At 35.0% G+C, this 21526-nt stretch carries 19 protein-coding genes; 15 read left to right on the forward strand and 4 right to left on the reverse strand.

What is annotated here, in order from left to right; genetic code table 11:
- Window positions 1–27: 27 nt before the first annotated feature.
- Window positions 28–696, reverse strand: a complete 669-nt coding sequence (locus KO524_RS06735) for a head GIN domain-containing protein (RefSeq protein WP_219292147.1) — start codon at window positions 694–696, stop codon at window positions 28–30.
- Between the two features lie 81 nt (window positions 697–777).
- Window positions 778–2955: a ribonuclease R gene (gene rnr / locus KO524_RS06740; RefSeq protein WP_219292149.1), complete on the reverse strand. Its 2178-nt coding sequence runs from the start codon at window positions 2953–2955 to the stop codon at window positions 778–780.
- A gap of 583 nt (window positions 2956–3538) precedes the next feature.
- Here rnr and rpiB point away from each other — a divergent pair.
- Window positions 3539–3970, forward strand: a complete 432-nt coding sequence (gene rpiB / locus KO524_RS06745) for a ribose 5-phosphate isomerase B (RefSeq protein WP_219292152.1) — start codon at window positions 3539–3541, stop codon at window positions 3968–3970.
- 26 nt (window positions 3971–3996) lie between these two features.
- Here rpiB and KO524_RS06750 read toward each other — a convergent pair whose 3' ends face one another.
- Window positions 3997–4260, reverse strand: coding sequence for a DUF1294 domain-containing protein (locus KO524_RS06750; protein ID WP_219292155.1), 264 nt, complete (start codon window positions 4258–4260; stop codon window positions 3997–3999).
- A gap of 209 nt (window positions 4261–4469) precedes the next feature.
- Between KO524_RS06750 and KO524_RS06755 the strand changes: the two genes are divergently transcribed.
- The gene (locus tag KO524_RS06755) at window positions 4470–6599 is read left to right on the forward strand and encodes a Tex family protein (protein WP_219292158.1); all 2130 of its coding nucleotides are present in this window, start codon (window positions 4470–4472) and stop codon (window positions 6597–6599) included.
- A 243-nt stretch (window positions 6600–6842) separates the two neighbouring features.
- A complete protein-coding gene (locus KO524_RS06760) occupies window positions 6843–7082 on the forward strand; it encodes a hypothetical protein (RefSeq protein WP_219292161.1) in 240 nt (79 codons plus the stop codon).
- 143 nt (window positions 7083–7225) lie between these two features.
- Here the strand turns inward: KO524_RS06760 and KO524_RS06765 are convergent, their stop codons facing one another.
- Window positions 7226–7444, reverse strand: a complete 219-nt coding sequence (locus tag KO524_RS06765; protein ID WP_219292164.1) for a twin-arginine translocase TatA/TatE family subunit — start codon at window positions 7442–7444, stop codon at window positions 7226–7228.
- A 191-nt stretch (window positions 7445–7635) separates the two neighbouring features.
- Between KO524_RS06765 and KO524_RS06770 the strand changes: the two genes are divergently transcribed.
- The 12 genes from KO524_RS06770 (at window position 7636) to asnB (ending at window position 21521) form a co-directional block, all read left to right on the forward strand.
- Window positions 7636–8505: a murein hydrolase activator EnvC gene (locus KO524_RS06770; RefSeq protein ID WP_219292167.1), complete on the forward strand. Its 870-nt coding sequence runs from the start codon at window positions 7636–7638 to the stop codon at window positions 8503–8505.
- A gap of 6 nt (window positions 8506–8511) precedes the next feature.
- Window positions 8512–10002, forward strand: coding sequence for a GH3 auxin-responsive promoter family protein (locus KO524_RS06775; RefSeq protein ID WP_219292170.1), 1491 nt, complete (start codon window positions 8512–8514; stop codon window positions 10000–10002).
- A 110-nt stretch (window positions 10003–10112) separates the two neighbouring features.
- Entirely contained in the window at window positions 10113–11792 is a 1680-nt protein-coding gene (locus KO524_RS06780) for a hypothetical protein (protein ID WP_219292174.1), read from the forward strand.
- Window position 11793: 1 nt separating this feature from the next.
- On the forward strand, window positions 11794–12759 hold the full coding sequence (locus tag KO524_RS06785; protein ID WP_219292177.1) for a hypothetical protein: 966 nt from the start codon (window positions 11794–11796) through the stop codon (window positions 12757–12759).
- A gap of 1 nt (window position 12760) precedes the next feature.
- Window positions 12761–13312: a dTDP-4-dehydrorhamnose 3,5-epimerase gene (gene rfbC, locus KO524_RS06790; RefSeq protein WP_219292180.1), complete on the forward strand. Its 552-nt coding sequence runs from the start codon at window positions 12761–12763 to the stop codon at window positions 13310–13312.
- Entirely contained in the window at window positions 13306–14142 is an 837-nt protein-coding gene (gene rfbD / locus KO524_RS06795; protein WP_219292184.1) for a dTDP-4-dehydrorhamnose reductase, read from the forward strand. The genes rfbC and rfbD overlap by 7 nt, the downstream gene beginning before the upstream one ends.
- Before the next feature lie 35 nt (window positions 14143–14177).
- On the forward strand, window positions 14178–15296 hold the full coding sequence (wecB, locus tag KO524_RS06800; RefSeq protein ID WP_219292187.1) for a non-hydrolyzing UDP-N-acetylglucosamine 2-epimerase: 1119 nt from the start codon (window positions 14178–14180) through the stop codon (window positions 15294–15296).
- Window position 15297: 1 nt separating this feature from the next.
- Window positions 15298–16497 (forward strand): UDP-N-acetyl-D-mannosamine dehydrogenase, encoded by a 1200-nt coding sequence (wecC, locus tag KO524_RS06805; RefSeq protein WP_219292190.1) that lies wholly within the window; start codon window positions 15298–15300, stop codon window positions 16495–16497.
- Window positions 16487–17989 (forward strand): D-glucuronyl C5-epimerase family protein, encoded by a 1503-nt coding sequence (locus tag KO524_RS06810; RefSeq protein ID WP_219292193.1) that lies wholly within the window; start codon window positions 16487–16489, stop codon window positions 17987–17989. The genes wecC and KO524_RS06810 overlap by 11 nt, the downstream gene beginning before the upstream one ends.
- 18 nt (window positions 17990–18007) lie before the next feature.
- The gene (locus tag KO524_RS06815) at window positions 18008–18439 is read left to right on the forward strand and encodes a serine O-acetyltransferase (RefSeq protein WP_219292196.1); all 432 of its coding nucleotides are present in this window, start codon (window positions 18008–18010) and stop codon (window positions 18437–18439) included.
- 22 nt (window positions 18440–18461) lie between these two features.
- Window positions 18462–19700 carry a lipopolysaccharide biosynthesis protein gene (locus tag KO524_RS06820; RefSeq protein WP_219292198.1) on the forward strand — a complete coding sequence of 413 codons (1239 nt, stop codon included), beginning with the start codon at window positions 18462–18464 and terminating at the stop codon, window positions 19698–19700.
- Window positions 19701–19703: 3 nt separating this feature from the next.
- Window positions 19704–21521 (forward strand): asparagine synthase (glutamine-hydrolyzing), encoded by a 1818-nt coding sequence (gene asnB / locus KO524_RS06825; RefSeq protein ID WP_219292201.1) that lies wholly within the window; start codon window positions 19704–19706, stop codon window positions 21519–21521.
- The last annotated feature ends 5 nt before the right edge of the window (window positions 21522–21526 follow it).

Consider the following 21526-nt stretch of genomic DNA (forward strand, 5'->3'; position numbering starts at 1 on the left):
AAATAATCAGCCAATATAATAGCTTTATTAATTAACTTTCTTAATGGTTCCTCCTGCAATTATTTTTTCATTGATGGTTTTTGGATTGCCATAAATGCTAATTACTCCTCCTGCCCTGGTTTTAGCCTCTACTAACTTAGTCGCACGTATGTCTGCGGTTCCTCCAGCGTTTACCGTAACATCAGTCTGTTCGGATTCCAACTCTTTGTGATTTACTATTGCTCCAGAATTAGCGATGATATCTTGCATTTTCGTTTTGCCTTTAACGGTAGATACACCACCTGAATTGGCTTTAACATTCAAACGCTCGACATGGACCTTTAAAGTAATTTTTCCCCCTGTCTTAACATTAATATGTAAGGAAACGTCTTCTAGTGTCGCATCCGATTTTATTATAGCCCCTTCATTTGCTTCAATAGCATCTAAATTTTTATAGTAGATGATGGCTTTTACATCATCACCTTGTAAGGTTTTACTCAAAGGCATTTTAATTCGGAGACTCCCGTTTTTATTGACTATCTCTACTAGATCGGAATTGGCTCCGCTGAGCTCTACTTTATAGTCATTGGAAGGAACTAAAGTGGCATTGATTTTATCAAAAACTTTTACCGAAGTAAACTCCCCTACTTGCTTAGTTGTCTGAGCTGTTCCTATTTGAGCAACCAAAAGAAACGCTATTAAGATCATTTTTTTCATTTCGTTTTGTTATTTTGTATGTATTGGCTCATCAACTGTTATTAAAATCAACAGCAGTTGATAAGCATTTTCATCTTTGGTTTAGGTGTTTTTTCTGATATAGTTAAAATCCAATTGCTTTTTAATCAAATCGGCATTTTTTACTGTGATAATTACTTCATCGCCCAACTGAATCACATTTTGAGTTGCTTGTCCAACTAAAGCGTATTGTTTGTCGTCAAAGATGTAATAATCATCTTTAATTTCGCGAATACGAACCATGCCTTCGCATTTATTATCAACGAGTTCAACATAGATTCCCCATTCGGTAACACCAGAGATAACACCAACAAATTCTTTGCCTTTCTGGTCTTGCATAAATTTGACTTGCATGTATTTCACGCTATCTCTTTCTGCATTGGCAGCCAAGCTTTCCATTTGGGAACAATGCAAGCATTTTACTTCCATTTCTTCCTCGTTGACCGACGCACCCTGATCCAAATAACGTTGTAACAAACGATGTGCCATGATATCTGGATATCGACGAATTGGTGAAGTAAAATGAGAATAATAATCAAATGCCAATCCGTAATGCCCGATGTTTTCCGTGGAATAACTCGCTTTACTCATACTTCTAATAGTCAGGGTATCAACTAAATTTTGCTCCTTCTTTCCTTGTACTTGAGAAAGCAAAGTGTTTAATGAAGTGGAAATAGAGGATTTGGATTTGAAGTTAATGGAATATCCAAACTTAGAAATGATTCCTTGTAAATTAAATAATTTATCTTGATCAGGTTCGTCGTGTATTCTATAAATAAAAGTTTTTTTCTGTTTACCGACATACTCAGAAACCTTTTTATTGGCCAACAACATAAATTCTTCAATCAAGTGATTGGCGTCTTTAGACACTTTAAAATAAACCCCTACCGGCTCATCATTTTCATCAAGATGAAATTTAACTTCCACCTTATCAAAGGAAATGGCACCATCGCTCATCCTTTTTTGACGCATTATTTTGGCTAAGGCATTCATTTTTACGACAGCATCTACGATAGGTTGTTCAATTTCTTGTTCTACGCCGCTTATAGAAATGGAGTCTGGAATAAATCCAGCACCGGTTTCTATGATCTGTTGTGCTTCTTCGTAAGCCATTCGCTTGTCGGAATAGGTAACCGTTCTACCAAACCATTGATCGACGATTTCTGCTTTTTCATTGAGTTGGAAAACGGCTGAAAACGTATATTTTTCCTCATTAGGTCGTAGTGAACAAGCAAAATTTGATAAGACTTCTGGTAACATCGGCACTACTCGATCTACCAAATATACCGAAGTAGCTCTTTGGTAGGCCTCTTCGTCCAATATGGTACCTTCTTGTACATAGTGTGAAACATCGGCTATGTGGACTCCTATTTCATAATTGCCGTTGGGCAGTTGTTGAAAAGAAAGCGCATCATCAAAATCTTTAGCGTCTTTTGGATCTATAGTAAAGGTCAAAACTTCTCGCATATCGCGGCGTTTTGCTATTTCTTCTGCTTGAATGGATGTGTCTATTTTTTGAGCATAGGCTTCTACCTCTACTGGAAAATCATTAGGCAAACCGTATTCGGCTAGTATGGCATGCATTTCGGTATTGTGTTCTCCTTGACGTCCTAAGACTTTGAGAATACGTCCAAAGGGACTGTCTGCTTTTTCAGGCCAGTCTTCGATGTTGACCAATACTACATCACCGTCTTTTGCCTTTCCAATTTTGTCTTTGGAAATAAAAATATCGGTATACATTTTGGCGTTTGCACTAGTCACAAAAGCAAAATTCTTCTGAATTTCGATGACTCCTACAAACTCTGTTTTGTGTCTTTTGATAATTTCAACGACTTCACCCTCGGGTTTTTTACCTTTTCGCTTGTTGTAAATATAGACTTTGACCACATCTTTGTCTAAAGCCTTATTCAGATTGTTAGTCGGAATGAAGACATCTTCTTCCAATTCGGCACAAACGAAATATGCAGTTTTACGACTAGTCATGTCTATAGTACCTTCAAAGTAATCCATAGTAGGTATAATTTGAAATTTACCTGCTTCAATTTCCTTGATTTTATCCTTGGACAGTAAGAATTTTAATTCCTTTATAATATCATTTCGCCCTTGGGTATCAGTAATCTCCATCGAAGCCGCAATTTGTTTATAATTATATGTCTTGGATGGATTTTTTGAAAGCAGTTTTAAGATTTTTGCTGAAAAATCTTGAAGTTTATTTTTTTTTGAGTTTATTCTTTTACGCATTATAATCTTGTTTTTAGATTAAATTCTAAGCTATTTTTTTAACGAAATCGTACTTAATTGGTTTAAATGTACAAAATACTAAGAGAAGAGATTTTGTATTTTAAAAAATTAAATAAAATATAACGTTTATAATTATTTCGTAGTTGGAGAAGGATTAATTAAGACTTTTTTAATCAGAAGGTTAAGATTATAAGTCTATGTAATTAGAAACTATTACAAATGTTAATGAAGTAAATTATTAGACAAAGATACTACTTTTCTTGTAAAAATATAAAGAACGCGCTTTTTGCATGCCAATTAGAAATTTTTGGTTCGGTTTTAAGTTTGGTTTTTAGAGCTGTATTAAATAATTTGATGCGGCATTTTGAACGAAATGGTGTCATCGGACTAACTGGCTTTCAAACTAAAGGAATCAATGTCTGTTAGTAATACTTATAACGCGTATTTTTTTATTTTTAATACTTTGTTATACCTTTGTATGGTTACTACCAACAAAAGCAATGGAATGATGGACGCTTTATGGCATAAAGACCAATTTTAGTGAGCATTGTCCTAAACTACGAACCAAAACAAATAATTATTTATGAAAATATCTATTGGCAATGATCATGCAGGTCCAACTTATAAAAAAGCTATTGTTCAATTCTTGACCGAGCAAGGACATGTGGTGACAAATTATGGAACAGATGATTTTAGTTCTGTTGATTATCCCGATTTCGGACACCGTGTCGCTGATGATGTTGAACAGGGTACAGCCGATTTTGGTATATTGATTTGCGGTAGCGGTAATGGAATTGCCATGACGGCCAATAAACATCAAGGAATTCGTTGTGCTTTGTGTTGGACTAAGGAAATAGCTAGTTTATCGCGTCAACACAACAATGCCAATATCATTAGTATTCCCGCTAGATTTACTTCTATAGAACAGGCTGTTGAAATGGTAAAAACCTTTTTAGAAACCGAGTTTGAAGGCGGTAGGCATGCTACACGAGTAGATAAGATCAGTTGTTCATAATTTTAGGCTGCCAGTGGCGGCCTTTTTTATCTCCTAAAAACAAATACCAATATCAATAATTGAACAACAACTATGGCGTAGAATTGCATCTTAAACGACGATTTAGCCGTTTTGTGTCTCAATTTATTCATCGCTATCCATCCTCCAAAACTGCCACCTATAAAGCACAACATCAATAGGTTTTTTTCCGGTACCCTCCTAGCCTTCTTTTGTGCTTTCTCTTTGTCGTAGGCAAATAGTGCAAAGGCAAGATAGTTTACTACAAGCAAATAGAAAAACAGGTATTTCATAAGTATTGAATCGTTGAATTTGTCACAAAGCTAAACACTAAAAGTAGGTTAACGCTGTTTAATTGGAATTTTGATTGTTTTTTTAAATGAACACATCTCGAACAAGGCGGACATTATAAATTTAAGCGAACTCCTAAATCGACCGTTATAACGGTTTTAATATTGCGGTAAAGGTAGTATTTTAGCCTTTCAAATTAAGCCTAATACTTATGACTGCTCTTGAATTTATACAACAGGCCGTTGCAACTTCCTCGAAAAACATTGAAAACACACTTTTACTCTTGTCAGAGGATTGTACTATTCCGTTTATTGCGCGATACCGAAAGGATCAGACGGGCAATTTAGACGAGGTTTTTATAGAGAAAATAGCCAAATACCACGATTTATACCTTCAAATAGTCAAACGTAAAGAATCGATTCTTGCGAGCATTGAATCTCAGGATGCATTAACGGCAGATTTGAAAACGAAAATCACCTCTAGTTTTGATTTGATAGAATTAGAAGATTTGTACTTGCCTTATAAGAAAAAGCGAAAGACCAGAGCTGATACCGCTAGAGAAAATGGTTTGGAACCTTTAGCCAAACAGATTATGGCACAACAAAGCACCAATTTATCCGTAGTGGTTAGTCGTTATCTCAATGATAAAGTAACTACTTCTGAAGAGGCTTTTCAAGGGGCAAGAGATATTATTGCCGAGTGGATTAACGAGAATATGTATATTAGAAAAAGCCTAAGGAGGTGTTTTCAAAGCAAATCGACCTTGGATACCAAGGTTGTGAAAAGTCAAAAAGAAGAAGAAAAAGCTCAAAAATTTGAACAGTATTTCGACTGGTCAGAGCCCTTATACAAGATACCTTCTCATCGTTTATTGGCTATTTTTAGAGCAGTAAATGAAGGATTTATTAAGTTGAATGTTGTTGTGGATAAAGACGAGATTTTGAGTATGATGCAGCGAAATTTGATAAAAAATTCAGGCAGCTGTTCCGAGCATTTAGAAAAAGCGATTGCAGACAGTTATAAAAGATTATTAGAACCTGCCTTGTCCAATGAGGTTCTACAAGAAGCAAAGCTTAAAGCAGACGTGAACTCTATCGGTGTTTTTGCCGATAACTTATCGCAGTTGTTATTGGCAGCTCCTTTAGGTGAAAAGCGCATTTTGGCAATAGATCCAGGATATAAATCGGGTTGTAAGGTGGTTTGTTTAGACGAGAATGGCAACCTTTTATATAATGAAACCATTTATCCACATCCTCCACAAAAAGATGCTGCAATGGCGATGAAAAAAATTCGGTCGATGGTTAATTCGTATAGAATAGACGCTATTTCCATTGGAAATGGTACAGCATCGAGGGAAACGGAATTTTTTATTAAGAAAATAGCTTTTGACAAGCCAATACAAGTTTTTGTAGTAAGTGAAGCAGGTGCCTCAGTGTATTCTGCATCAAAAATAGCCCGTGAAGAGTTTTCGAATTATGATGTTACGGTTCGCGGGGCGGTTTCTATAGGAAGAAGGCTGTCTGATCCTTTAGCCGAATTAGTAAAAATTGATCCCAAATCTATTGGTGTAGGGCAATATCAACATGATGTTGATCAGACTTTATTAAAAACGGAATTGGATAACGTAGTGATGCGCTGCGTTAACTCTGTTGGCATTAACTTGAATACAGCTAGTAAATCACTGTTGAGTTATGTTTCTGGAATCGGTGAAAAACTCGCTGAAAACATAGTGAATTATCGTGCTGAAAACGGCACTTTTACCGATAGAAAACAATTGAAAAAAGTGCCTCGTTTTGGAGAAAAGGCGTATCAACAGGCGGTTGCATTTGTTCGTATTCAACAAGCATCTAATCCTTTAGATAATTCGGCTGTTCACCCAGAGGCTTATAAATTGGTGGAACGTATGGCTAAGGATTTAAACATTTCTGTATCCGATCTTATTTCTAATAAGGAAAGCATTCAAAAGATAAATCTAGATAATTATATCAGTGACGAGATCGGTATATTCAGTCTACAAGACATATTAAAAGAATTGGAAAAGCCGGGTTTAGATCCAAGAAAGTCAGCAAAGGTTTTTGAGTTCGACCCTACTGTTTTTTCTATTAACGACTTAAGCGTTGGAAAAATACTTACTGGAATTGTCAATAATATCACGAATTTCGGATGTTTTGTCGATTTGGGTATAAAGGAAAGTGGCTTGGTTCACATTTCACAGCTCAAGGCAGGGTTTGTTTCAGATGTTAATGAAGTCGTTAAACTGCATCAACATGTGGAAGTACGAGTCGTAGAGATCGATAGTGCTAAAAAGAGAATCCAATTATCGATGATACTGGAAGGATAAGTTAATTCTATTGGGGAATTCTACAGTTTTATTGGGGATTTTTACGGAATTCCCCGTTTTATACAAATCTTATTGGTTTTTGAATGTCTTTTTTTAAAATTACAAATCACTTACAATCAATGTATTATAATTTGTATTAAAATTAGTTTCATCAAGTTTATAGTTTGGCGTTGATTTTGAATATTTCTATAGTGTAGTCAAAAGATTATTCTTGGCAGTATTTAGAAACCAAAAGAAAAAAATATGAAGAAAGTATTGATAGCTGCATTTCTACTTATTGCTATGGTAAGTTTTGCACAAGAACCGCAGAAGAATAAAAAAGAAACTCGGGATACGACTAAGCAAACGGAAGAACCAGTTAAGATTACGCCTCAGCAAATGGATGTCGAGCCGCTAGAAAAACCAAAGGTTTCCAAGGATGATCAAACCAAGAAAGAAATCCCTGCGGAAGGAACTAAAAAAGAAGAGACTAAAAAGAAATAATCCCCATTTATTAAAAGAAAAAGTAGTGTTTTTTATTATGTTTTATGAGGGAAAATGCCTGTTTGATATCAAACAGGTATTTTTTTGCATAAAAAAATGCACTAATTTTAGTTAGTGCATGAATATGTTAGATTTACAAAAACTTATTCTGTTTTAGAATCGTCTTCTTTAGAAGTGTTTTTCTTAGAAGTTGATTTGTCTTCGTTTTCTTTAGTAGCATCTTTAAATTCCTTAATTCCAGTTCCTAAACCCTTCATTAATTCTGGAATTTTTTTACCGCCAAACATCAATAGAACAATGGCTACAATTAATACAATCTGCCACGGTCCAACTAATCCTAGAAACACTGATAATGAATACATAATATAAATTTATTTTCAATATATAGAGCAAAGATATAATAAAATAAGCGATAACAGAACAATACAAAAGAATTATTTGTCTATAAGATATAAACATTAACATTCAGGCTTAAACGCAAGTTAATAAAAGCGGAATTGAATTACGGACTTTGGTTTAATTGCTATATTTGTACGAGAAAAATTTTCAAATTATGTCTAAGAAAAGGCTGAAACGCGAGCATTTGAAAAAGAGATTTCTAAATAAAAATAGAATTGTGTTGTTTAACGAACACACCTTTGAAGAAATCTTTTCGATAAAATTAAATCTGATTAATGTAATTGGAGCCGGTCTTTCATTGTTTTTATTTTTAATTATTTCTACTGTTTTGTTGATTGTTTTTACCCCTTTAAAAGAGCTGATTCCGGGTTATTCTTCTGCAGAGTTAAAGCGGCAAGCTATTGAATTAACCTTGAAAACAGATTCTTTAGAACAATTGGCAATTAACAATGAAGCATATATAGAGTCGGTCAAAAAGGTTTTAAAAGGAGAAATCGAATTGTCCAAAGTCAATTTGGATTCGGTAGTTAAAAATGAAATACCGCTTTTGGAAAGTAAAGATTTACAAGTAAGTGAAAGCGATAAAAAATTGAGGGAATTGGTTTTAGCGGAAGATAAGTATAATCTTTTCCAAGAGGCAAAACCTAAGGTGAGTATGGTTTTATTTCCGCCAGTCAAGGGTACTTTAGTAGAGCGGTATGACCCTAAACAAAGACATTATTCGGTAGTTGTGGCGGTTCCGAAGAATACACCAATAAAAGCTATTGCAGCTGGTATTGTAGTTTTAGCGGAATGGACTCCTCAAAGTGGGTACGTTCTTATATTACGCCATGCAGAAGGAATTATTTCCGTTTATAAAAGAGCCACATCCTTAACCAAGGCTCAAGGAGACCAAGTAAAAACGGGTGAAGCCTTAGGTCTTGTGGGAGAGGGAATAGACGGTAGTGCTCCCAATTACTTACAATTTGAATTGTGGAAAGACAGTTATCCAATTGATCCTACCATGTTTATAGATTTTGATTAGAAAAATATGTCCATAAAATCCTTAGCAGCAAAGATTTTTGCTAATATCGTTCATCACAAAACTCAGAAATGGGCGTTGAACCCTGTTGACACCCAAGAACGGGTGTTTAAAGAACTACTTTTAAAAGCCCAAAACACGGCTTTTGGACAAGAACATCATTTTAAGGATATACAAAATCACAGTGATTTTATATCTCGGGTTCCCGTTCGGGATTACGAAGGTTTAAAAGCTTATGTTGATCGTATCATTGGTGGAGAACAGGATGTTTTATGGCCTGGAAAACCCTTGTATTTTGCCAAAACATCGGGTACTACTTCGGGTGCCAAATACATTCCTTTGACCAAGGATTCCTTACCTTATCACATTAAAGCTGCGAGAAACGCCATCTTGGAATACATTTATGAAACCGGGCAAGCTGATTTTGTTGACGGTAAAATGATATTTTTACAAGGTAGCCCTGTATTAGAACAGAAAAACCAAATTAATTTCGGAAGACTCTCCGGTATTGTGGCTCATTATGTACCTCAATATTTACAAAAAAACCGATTGCCCAGTTGGAAAACCAATTGTATAGAGGATTGGGAAGCCAAGGTCGATTTGATAGTAGAAGAGACCGTTGATCAAGATTTAACTGTGATTTCAGGAATACCAAGTTGGGTTCAAATGTATTTCGAAAAATTACAAAAAAGAGAAGGCAAACCCGTAGGTGATATTTTTAAGAATTTTAATCTTTTTATTTATGGCGGAGTCAATTATGAGCCTTATCGCGCCAAATTTGAGCAGTTAATAGGAAGAAGTGTTCCTTCTATAGAATTGTTTCCAGCTTCGGAAGGTTTTTTTGCCTATCAAGATAGTCAGAAAGAAAAGGGGTTATTATTGTTATTAGATGGTGGAATTTTTTATGAATTTATTCCGACAACAAGCTTCTTTGACGCTGTGCCCATTCGATTAACTATAGGCGAAGTTGAAATAGGAGTTAATTATGTATTGGTTGTTTCTACCAATGCGGGACTGTGGGGATATAATATGGGCGATACCGTTCAATTTACATGCTTAAAACCATATAGAGTCATTGTTTCAGGACGTATAAAACATTTTATTTCCGCTTTCGGTGAACACGTTATCGGAAAAGAAGTGGAATTGGCGCTACAGTTAGCTATGCGAGGAACCAAGATTCAAGTTAATGAGTTTAGTGTTGCACCACAGATTGCGCCAGAATCTGGATTACCCTATCATGAATGGTTTATCGAATTTGGTGAAGAACCGGAAGATTTGGAAATGTTTGCCTTAAAAATTGATCATGCAATGCGTGAGCAAAATGTATATTATGACGACTTAATTACAGGGAAGGTCTTGCAAACTTTGAAAATAACAAAGGTTGTTCCAGAAGGGTTTCAAAATTATATGAAATCCATAGGCAAGTTGGGAGGTCAAAATAAATTGCCCCGATTGAGTAACGATCGGGTTATTGTAGACAAATTAATTACAAAGAAATAACCTATATTTGCGGGTTAAATAAGAAGTATTAAACCAAAATGGTTCAATTGTTTATTTATTGTAAACAGTAGTCACTATCCGGTTTCAGTGTTAAAATAATATAGCCAATTATGAAAGAGATAAAAAACATATCTAGAACGAGAGCCCAGGTTTCATCTGCGGCTGTTGAACGTATGTATATTACGATGCGCCATTTGTTTAACAGAGGTTTTTATAAACCAATGGGAATTTCTGGCGACACCTTGAGAGAAGCTTTATTGGAATTACGCCCAGAAATATATGGTTCTATAGCAGAAGAAAAAGTAGAGTTAAACGGTTTGTTATATGTAATTGAACGTTTACCGATAGGAATAGAGGAATGTAGATATATTAATTTAACTTCTGATGAAGGTTATTCCTTTTCCCATTTTCAGGCTATAGTTCCTCCTAAAAGAAGGCGAAATTGTTACCGTATCGACGAAGAACAGATGAATATTGAAATCACTAGAGGTCGATCGGATATCTATGATGTTTTAACGCATTTGACTTTTATTTTTGTAGAATCTCATAAGATAAAAAATAGGGTATTAATTGGAGAGGACGGAAAGGTAACTCGCGATTGGCTTAAAATTGAACATGCTGTTAAAACGGAGGAACCCTTGTCATTAATAGACAAAGAAATAGCCATTTCGCATTTATCCAATGTTTTAGGACGCTCTTTTTCAGAGGTTTTGACTGTCTATGATGGATTTGCCATTCCTGAAAATCCCGATCGTTTTTTAGATGTGATTTATTGGTTGGGGAAATTAGCCATTGAAGAAGAAGTGGATAACAATAAGAGAACCATCACTTTTAGTCCCATTTTACGTGAGCGATTGGGACACCATATCTATGGAGAGATGTGGTCTGATAATATCAAAAACCACCTTAAAAAACAGGGTTTATTAGAGAGACCGATACACATTATCAGTGCCAATATGCATAGTGTGATGAATTCTATTTTCGCGCCTATGGTTTTGAAAAAGCATTTGAAGGGACAATCGGAATTGGAAATATATGAGGAGTTGAGTAAATCGGAAAACGGCGATTTGAGAAAATTGGTTGAGGACCGAGCTGTTAAAGAGGGAATGAGCTTTTTACCAGATACATCAGGAACCAATATAGACGTCCAAATTTTTGATACGGCATTAATTGATTTTCCTAATACGGCTTTTGCTGCGCAAAAAATAGGGGAAGACAAACCGGTTATCATAGTGATGGATTATGCCTTTGGAGAACAAGCCTATGAAACAATAGACGAATTATTAAAACCGTTTCACAAACATACTTTTTTGAATGTAGTTTCCGTTTCTATTATGGGAAAAGCAGGGATACTAGTAGGTGGAAAAGGGGATATTATGATTCCTTTTGCGCATATTAACGAGGGTACGGGCGATAACTATCCCTTAGACAATGAATTGACCACTGCCATGTTTGAAGGAAACGACATTGCTGTAGTAGGCGGAACCATGGTAACGGTTTTGGGAACCTCACTTCAAAATAAGGATTTGTTAAAATTCTTCCACGACTCAACTTGGGGAGTTATTGGTTTAGAGATGGAAGGAGCGCATTATCAAAAGGCGATACAATCAGCTTCTAAAATTAGAAAGAGCATTCCGCCAAATGTAAAAGTTAGGTATGCGTATTATGCTTCGGATAATCCATTGGAGACTGGAAGCACTTTAGCATCGGGGGGATTGGGTTCTACTGGTGTAAAACCCACCTATTTAATTACTATAAAAATTTTAGAACAAATATTCAATATTATCTAATATGGAGAAGCATTCAGACCAAGCCAATCAAGAAATTGATTTAAAATATGTCTATAGTACTTTAGGAAGTTTCTCGACAAATATCGGTTTAAAGTTTTATCGGTTTTTGATGTTTATTAAAAAGTATTATTTAGTAATACTAGCTTTAATTATAGTAGGGACCGGATTGGGATATTTTATGGATGATATGCGTCCAAAATTGTTGAGACATGATTTTATCGTTGTTCCCAATTTTGGGAGTGTAGATTTCTTATATCAATCCCTACCTAAAAGGTCCTTTGTTGAAGGGAAAATAAGCATGGATGAGATGAATGGCTTTGAAGAAATTAAAAATATCAAGATTGAACCTATTAATGATATTTATCAATTTTTAACGGATAAATATGAAAACTTAGAACCCTTCCGAATTATTAGTGAACGCGGAGGCGATATAAATAAAATGTTGCTAAATCCGATTACGGCAAAGAACTATAAATTTCACTTAATCAGTGTTTACACCAAGGGCAAGATAAATCCTGTTGAGATAACGAATAATCTATTTAAACAACTAAATGCTCAGAAATACTATTTGCAAAAGCAGCAAACGGCTTTGGTAAATAATCAAATTAAGAAACAAGAAATTCTTAATTCGTTAAAGCAAATTAACGATGTAATTAATAGTATGGGTAATATGGATCGCACTATTAACCCACAGGGATTGGCCATAAAAAACTATATGGACATCGATGATCTTTTCACTAGAAAAGAGCGTATACTCGATAATATTTCTAAAATAGAATCCGATATAGTAGAACAATCTAAAGTGGTTTATGTTGTTGATTCGATGATGGGTAGTAAGGCTGGTGGTTTTCTTGAAAATAGAATAGTGTTGTTTCCTTTGTTGTTGGTAATGTTGTTCTTAACGGTAGTTGGGGGTAAAAACTTTATTAAAAAATATAAAGTAATAAGCGAAAGCAAATTGAACTAAGATGAATTGGAATTCAACAAATTTGGAGGGATGTATTGTTCTTGAACCCAGAGTTTTTTTGGATTCGAGGGGGTATTTTATGGAGAGTTTTAATCAGAAAACTTTTGATGAAATCACTCAGCAACCCATTCGATTTGTACAAGATAATCAGTCGCTATCCTCCAAGGGGGTATTAAGAGGACTGCATTATCAGACCGGAGAGTTCAGTCAGTCGAAATTGGTTCGTGTACTACAGGGAAGTGTATTGGATATAGCTGTAGATATAAGGCCAGATTCTAAAACCTATGGACAGTATCATTCCGAAATATTGACAGCAGAAAACCAGAAGCAAGTATTTATACCCAAGGGATTTGCCCATGGTTTTTTGGTATTGAGCGATACGGCCTTATTTTCATATAAATGCGATCAATATTATAACGCAGCATCAGAAGGTGGAATTATTTTTAACGACTCTTTTTTAAATATAGATTGGCAGTTTTTAATAAGTGATTGTATTATCTCTGACAAAGATTTAAAACTCCCCGAATTTAGTAAAGCAAAAGCGGTATGGTAGTTTTGGTAACCGGTGCGGGAGGACAGCTAGGACAAGCGATACAATCAATTTCAGTAAAACACACAGAAATTGATTTTGTTTTTTGTGATTCTTCGATGCTGGATATTACTGATAAAGAAAAATGCCAAAGGGTATTTGAAAAATACCGTCCAAAATACTGTATTAATACAGCTGCATATACGGCTGTTGACCTTGCGGAAATGGAACCAGAGAGGGCTTTTGAAGTCAATGTAAATGGGGTTGAAAATTTGGTAAGCAGCTGTTTAGAAATGGAAACGGTTTTGATTCATCTTTCAACGGATTTTGTTTTTGATGGATTGCAGAAACGGCCCTATTCAGAAGATGACTTACCCAATCCTCAAACCGTTTATGGAAAAACGAAGTGGGAAGGTGAAAACGTAATCAGCAAGCGTTTGAAAAAATATTATATTGTTCGTACCTCTTGGGTATATTCTGATTTTGGACATAATTTTATGAAAACGATGCAGAAATTGGCTAAGACTCAGCAAGAAATAAACATAGTAAATGATCAAATAGGCACGCCTACACACGCTGTTGATTTAGCTGGTGCGATTATTGAAATGATTAGTAAAGATGATGGAAGTTATGGAATCTATAACTATAGTAGTGCTGGGGCATGTAGTTGGTATGAATTTGTTTTGGAAATTTTTAAGGTTCAAAACATCAAAACAACCGTACATCCAATCAGCAGTTTGTCCTATCCAACATTGGCTATAAGGCCTAAATATAGTGTGTTAGACAAAAAAAAAATAAACAACAAATTCGGAGTAGTGCCACCTTTATGGCAAGCTTCAATACCTAAGTTGTAAGCGGTTTTTAGAGCCTTTACAAGATTACGATAATTATGAATAAGAAAGTACTATTTGTTTTCGGAACACGTCCAGAAGCCATTAAAATGGCACCTCTGGTAAAAGCTTTTCAAGCCGTGTCTGAGTTTGAAACCAAAGTTTGTGTTACGGCACAGCACAGAGAAATGTTGGATCAGGTTTTGGAATTTTTTGGGATTATCCCCGATTTTGATTTGGACATCATGGAGCCAAGCCAGACATTAAATAGTATAACTGCCAAGATTTTATTGGAAATGAAATCGGTTTTGGATGTTTTTAAACCGGATTTAGTTTTTGTGCATGGGGATACTACAACCACAATGGCAGCTAGTATTGCAGCCTTTTATTCCGGGGCAAAAGTCGGACATATAGAAGCGGGTTTACGTACTTTTAATAAGCATTTGCCCTTCCCAGAAGAAACCAATAGACGAATAACGAGTGTGGTTGCCGATTATCATTTTGCGCCTACTCAGACGTCTAAAGAAAATTTGATTCGAGAACGTATAGCAGAAGACACCATATTGATTACGGGAAATACCGTAATAGATGCCTTACTTGAAAGCGTTGCCAAAGTACAGCAAATAACACATCCAGAAATTGAACGACTAAAGGAGTTGATAAACCCAGAACAACAAGTCATTTTGATTACTGGACATCGCAGAGAAAATCACGGTGCAGGTTTTATTAATATTTGTGAAGCTTTAAAAGAAATCGCACTTCGTAATCCAGAGATGTTATTGGTATATCCGGTTCATCTCAATCCGAATGTTCAAGAACCGGTCAACAGAATATTGGGAGGAATTTCCAATATCAAATTGATACATCCGTTGTCGTATCCGGCATTTATTTGGTTGATGAATCGATCAAAAATTATTATAACAGATAGTGGGGGCGTTCAGGAAGAAGCGCCAAGTTTGGGCAAACCCGTATTGGTTATGAGAGACAGTACAGAAAGACCTGAAGCGGTACTTGCGGGAACGGTTATATTGGTAGGAACAGACAAAGACAAAATAATTAAAGAAACACAAGACCTTATTGATAATCCTTCCAAGATGGAACGAATGAGTCAGCTCCACAATCCGTATGGAGACGGGAAAGCTTGTGAAAGAATTGTAGAATTTATAAAAACAACATAAGATGAATCAACCCACTGTTTCCATGATTGGTTTAGGGTATATCGGTTTACCAACCGCTGGATTGATGGCGAGTAAAGGCCTTTTAGTCAAAGGCGTTGATGTGAATACCAAAGTAGTAGATACCATTAATCAAGGTAAAATTCATATCGTTGAGCCGTTGCTAGACGACATTATTTTTAAAGTTGTTCAAGATAAAAAATTAGTAGCATCGACAGAAGTGACCCATTCAGAGGTCTATTTAATTGCAGTTCCAACACCTTTTAAAGCTGCTTTTGAGCCGGATTTAAAATATGTTGAAATGGCTACTCGAATGATCATTCCCGTTTTAAAAGCGCAGGATTTGGTTATTATCGAATCGACCAGCCCTGTAGGAACTACTGAAAAAATGCAAGCCTTGATCCACCAAGAACGACCGGAATTAAAAGGTGAATTTTTTATGGCCTATTGCCCAGAACGCGTTTTACCGGGCAATGTGATTTATGAGTTGGAGCACAATGATCGCGTGATAGGTGGTGTCGATCCAGATTCGACTGATAAGGGGATTGCATTTTACCGTCAATTTGTAAAGGGAACTTTACATCCTACAAACGCTAGAACAGCGGAGATGTGTAAACTCGTTGAAAACTCGTCGAGAGATGTACAAATAGCTTTTGCCAATGAATTGTCTATGATTTGTGACCGCGCAGCAATCAATGTATGGGAGTTAATAGCTTTGGCCAATAAACATCCTCGTGTAAATATCCTACAACCCGGAACGGGAGTTGGCGGACACTGTATTGCCGTAGACCCTTGGTTTATAGTTTCTGCATACCCTGAAGAGTCTAAAATTATTAGATCGGCTCGTGAAATCAATAATTTTAAAACGGAATGGGTAATTGAAAAAGTTAAAAATGCCGCTTTAAAATTTGAATTGGATAATCAAAGAAAACCAATCATAGGCTGTATGGGATTGGCTTTTAAACCAGATATTGATGATTTAAGAGAAAGCCCTGCTGTACATGTGGTCAAAGCCCTGAAAGCCGAAAATTTAGAATTGTTAATTGTAGAGCCAAATGTGGAGCAGAGTGATGAGTTTGAATTAACAGACATAGCAAATGTTATAGAGAAAGCAGATTTGGCTGTTTTCTTAGTTGCCCATAAGGAATTCAAAGGACTTAAATTAAATCAAATAATATTAAATTTCTGTAATTATGATAAATAAATACAACCAACTGCTTGCATTCTTGTTTATTATCATTTGTGTAAGTTGTAATAAAAAGGAGGACAAAAAATTGATTTCAAAAGAGATTATTTCCCCAGAAATAGTGACGTCTTTCGACATACCACTCACAGATTCTATATATGACGTAAAACAAGAATATAAAGATAATGTACCCGTATTTCCTTGGACCAACGGAAATATAGAGAAATATGATCATTTCGTTCTAGATAAAAATGGGATTCCCTTATTTGAATATGAAGGTAAATTGGATTATTTTCCAGGAAGCTATATACAAGTAGCCTCAACTTATTATGCTAGTTATAAGGAAACTAAGAGTGAAGATAGCAAGAATAAATTTATGAATATCGCTAATTTTTGTTATAACAACCTAACAGAAATTAAAGATTTCTCTGTCTTAAATACAAAAACTTTGGTAAACGGATATGATCTGAAATCGCCATGGCCTTCGGCTTTGGTGAACGGATTTGCAATAAGCGTCATGTTGCAAGCATATGATATTACAAAAGACAAAAAATACTTAATAGCTTCTCAAAAGATGGTTCGTGCTTATAACACGACTATTGAAGAGGGAGGAGTGCTATCGTATTGGGATAAAGTTCCTTATTATGAAGAATATGCCGATCCAAAATCACATGTTTTAAACGGGTTTATGTTTTCGCTAGCGGGTTTATATTACAGTTATAAAGTAACGGGAAATCTTGAAGCAAAAGCATTGTTTTATCAAGGAATGGGCTCTTTAGCTTCAAAATTACGTGAGTTTGATGCTGGTTTTACATCAAATTATAATAAACTAAAAGTCAATACAAAAGAAGAGGTTATGGAAACCTACGCTTCGGCACTTAATGAAGATCCAGATCATTATTTAGAATTGGAAATATATCAATTATTAAGCCTTTACAATTGGACAGGCCAATACTTTTTAAGAGATTATGCCCATAGATTTTTGAAGTATGATACGGGTATTGTCGATGGTATGTATGATAAACCGAAATATGAAAGCATTACAGCTAGTCATACTATAGATCCGGTTAATTATGGTATCGAACATCTAAATAATGAATTGTGGAGTTGGGGTAACTATTGGAGTACTGATAAAGTAGGTACAGAAATTGTTGTTGAATTTGGTAAAGAACGTCAAAATATAGAAGCAGTCGTTTTTTATGCCGCTGGTGAAGATTTTATGCCCGACAATTTTGATGTTTATGTATTTCAAAAGGAATGGGTTAAAGTGGCTTCGTCTTTACAGATTAGAAAAACCCTTAGCAATTCTATTTTAGCAGACAATGGTGATAAAACCAATGTTAAAGTATATTACTTAAACAAAAAACAAACAGGAACAGCTTTAAAAGTGGTGTTTAATAATCTAGGGAAAAACAAAGCAATCGCATTAAGAGAGTTTAATATACTTTTCGATAGATGGGAAGAATTGGAGATTATTAGAGCTGCTTTAGATAAGTACACTATAAATTAAATACATTTAGCTATGTTGATGAGATTGCACAGAACCGCAAATTTTTTATATAGAAAAAGAATTCCTTTTTTACCTAGAGCAATATATGTTTTACAATATTTGGTTTCTAATTCGGCAATACCGGCTTCGGTCCAAATTGGAAAACGAACCAAGTTTGCCTATAGAGGCATTGGACTAGTAATTCACAAAGAAGCAGTAATTGGTGACGATTGTATGATCGGTCAAGGAATGACCATTGGCGGTAGGAGCAAGCACATAGCAGTACCTATTATAGGAAACAATGTCTATATGGGAGCGGGATGTAGAGTACTTGGACCTATTACTATTGGAGACAATGTTATTATTGGTCCCAATTCGGTCGTACTAGAAGATATACCTTCGAATTGTATTGTTGTAGGAATTCCAGCAAGAATTATCAAGACAGGGATCAAGGTAGAAGATTTTGTATAGTGCGTAAAGCAATAAAAGTAATATGCTTCAAAAAAAAGTTGTAAAGGATTTAATCGTTAATAATTTATCGCAAGGGTTACAATTCGGGTCTAGATGGTTTTTAAACATCGTATTGTTATCTATTTTGGGAGGGCAATTGTTTGGAGAATTCTCATTTCTATACTCTATATCAAATATTTTAGTACCTATTTTGCCTTTTGGTAGTTATGTGTTTTTGATGAAAGAAACCTATAATACAGAAGGCGGAATGGGGTCCTTTATAATGTCATTACAAATTCAATTTGTCTTTTTCATTATATTGGTTTTGTTTGCAAGTTTGATACTTGTGTTTATAGACTATAGTCCGGCTTATCGCATATATGTAGCTCTTTTGTTGGGGTATATATTTAGTTTTAATACCTTGTTTTTCTATTATTTAAAAGGTTTTGGAAATTTTCTGTTTGAGTTAAAGATCAATATCTTTTTAACAGCACTTTTGGTAGTATTGATTGGAGTGGTTTATTATTACCCACAGATTGACATTGATTTTTTATTTGTAATACTTATATTGATTAATTTATTAACCAGTATAGTATCGGTTTGTTTCTCTAAGGTCATCAACTTTAAAGAGTTAAAAGCGGTTTTAGATTTTGATGTTTCAAAAGTAATAGAAGGTTTTAAAGAAAGAAAATTTTTTGGTTTCCAAGATGTCGTTACCGCTTCTTTTTCTCAAGGAGGAATGTTGTTATTACCTATTTTAATAACAGATGTAATGTATGGAGGATATAGGGCTTTTTTACTAATTGCCACGCCATTTTCGTTGCTGAATTTGGCATTTTCTCAAGTTTTATTAAATCAAATTAAAGGGAAAACAACCGAATTGATTGGAAAAACATTTCATCAACTACAATTGATTTTTGTAAGTTTATTATTGATCATTTTAGGATTGATGTATTTTTTTAGAGAGTATATACTGTTGTACTTGGTTAAACAAGAAATGACATCCGAAAACAATTTGAGTTTTATACTGATTTGTGTTTTAATATTGAGTAGTTTCTTATATTCGGGTTACGAGATGGTACTGGTTGCATTAGATAAACAAAAAGTTCGCTTCTCAATTATGATTTTGGGAGCAATCACCAATCTAGCAGCTATTTTCTTATTATTGCCTAAATATGGACTCACAGGAGCTGTCTTTACGACAACAGTTTCTGCTTTAGTCGTTTTTATAATTATATGTTTAGTGTCTGAAGTTTATTTATCAAAAAATAAAATAAAGTAAAATATGTGCGGAATTTTAGGAACCATTAATTTACCGTTTGATCAGGTTGTTTTAGACACCATAAAACACCGCGGTCCAGATAGTGGGGAGATTAAAAAGATTGAATTTGACAAGGATACCGTTTTATTGGGACACAGAAGATTGGCCATAGTTGATTTATCGATTACAGGACATCAACCGATGAGTACTGTTGATGAACGTTTTACCATAATCTTTAACGGAGAGATTTACAATCATCTCGATTTGCGAAATAAATTGCCTGAAGTTGTCTTTAAGGGGACTTCAGATACGGAGACCATCCTTTACTATATGGCTACCTTTGGAATTGAATCGGTTTGCGATTTCAACGGAATCTTTAGTTTTTCGCTAGTGGATCGACAATTAAAAAAAATGTATTTAGTTCGTGATTTATATGGTGTTAAACCGCTTTATTATCATTTAGACGGGCATAAATTAATTTTTTCATCAGAGCTAAGACCTTTTAAAAAATTGATTAAAAGCGAGCTGGATAAGGATAACTTGGCAGAGCTGCTCAAGTTGAGATACAGCCCAGCTCCAGATACCTTATACGATAATGTAAAAAAGTTAAGACCCGGTCATATATTGGAATTCGAACTTGATTCGCATACGCATAAGGTTTATACTTATATAAAAACCATACAAATTCAACGCAACTACGGCTTTAACAAGGCTTTGGATCAATATGGAGTATTGTTTGAAAAGGCGGTACAACGTCAACTGATGTCGGATGTAGAGGTAGGGGCTTTATTGAGTGGCGGTATTGATTCTGCCTTAGTTACTTATTTCGCACAGAAACACAGTGTGAAAAAAATAAAAACCTTTACGGTTGGTTTTGAAGAACAGAGTTATAGTAATGAAATTGAAGAAGCCACTGATACGGCCAACTATTTAAATACGGAGCATCAAAATATTATAATTAATGCAGCTAACTTTAAAGAGGTATTCGAAGAGACTTGTAGCATAGTTGAAGAGCCTTTAGGAACCACGTCTATATTACCGATGTATTACTTAAATAAAGAGGTAAGCAAGCATTTAAAGGTGGTATTAACCGGACAAGGAGCAGATGAACCGCTAGGAGGATATACCAAGTATAAAGGGGAATTACTACGTGAACGGGTTCCTTCTTTTTTGTTTGATATGGCCAAACCTGTAGCAACGATTTTAAAAAAGGAACAGTGGATACGTGCGGCTAATTCACTTTCTGAAAAAGATACTAAAAAGCGATTCGAAAAGATTTATGCCCTTTTTTCAGATAAGGAAATAGCGCAGTTAATCCGTGTCAAAGATTATAAAAGTGCACAGAACATTGCGTATTTCTACGATTTAATCGACGGGAAAAACAAAAGGGATGTGGAGGCGATGATGAGCCTGGATATGAGGATGAATTTAGCCGATGATTTGTTGATGTATACCGATAAGGTATCTATGAACTTTTCCATTGAGACACGTGTTCCTATATTAGATGTCGAATTGATGAATTTTGTAGAATCATTGCCCTTTGATTATAAAATCAAAAATGGTGAAGGAAAATTTATTCACAAGGAATTTGCAAAGACGGTTTTACCTCAAGAGATAATATACCGTCCCAAGAAAGGATTTATGTCTCCTACTGAAAAATGGTTTAGAGAAGATCTGGGTAGTTATTATTGCGAACTTTTTCGCCAAGATGAATCGCCCTTTTTTGAAGTATTCAATAAAAATGAAGTATTAAATATATTTAAGCAGCACCGATTAGGCTTTAATAGGGAGAAACAAATATTTACCATTTTATCTCTTTATTACTGGTTTAAAAACAACTAAATGCT

Source organism: Flavobacterium sp. NKUCC04_CG, assembly GCF_019345525.1.
Taxonomy (GTDB): Bacteria; Bacteroidota; Bacteroidia; order Flavobacteriales; family Flavobacteriaceae; genus Flavobacterium.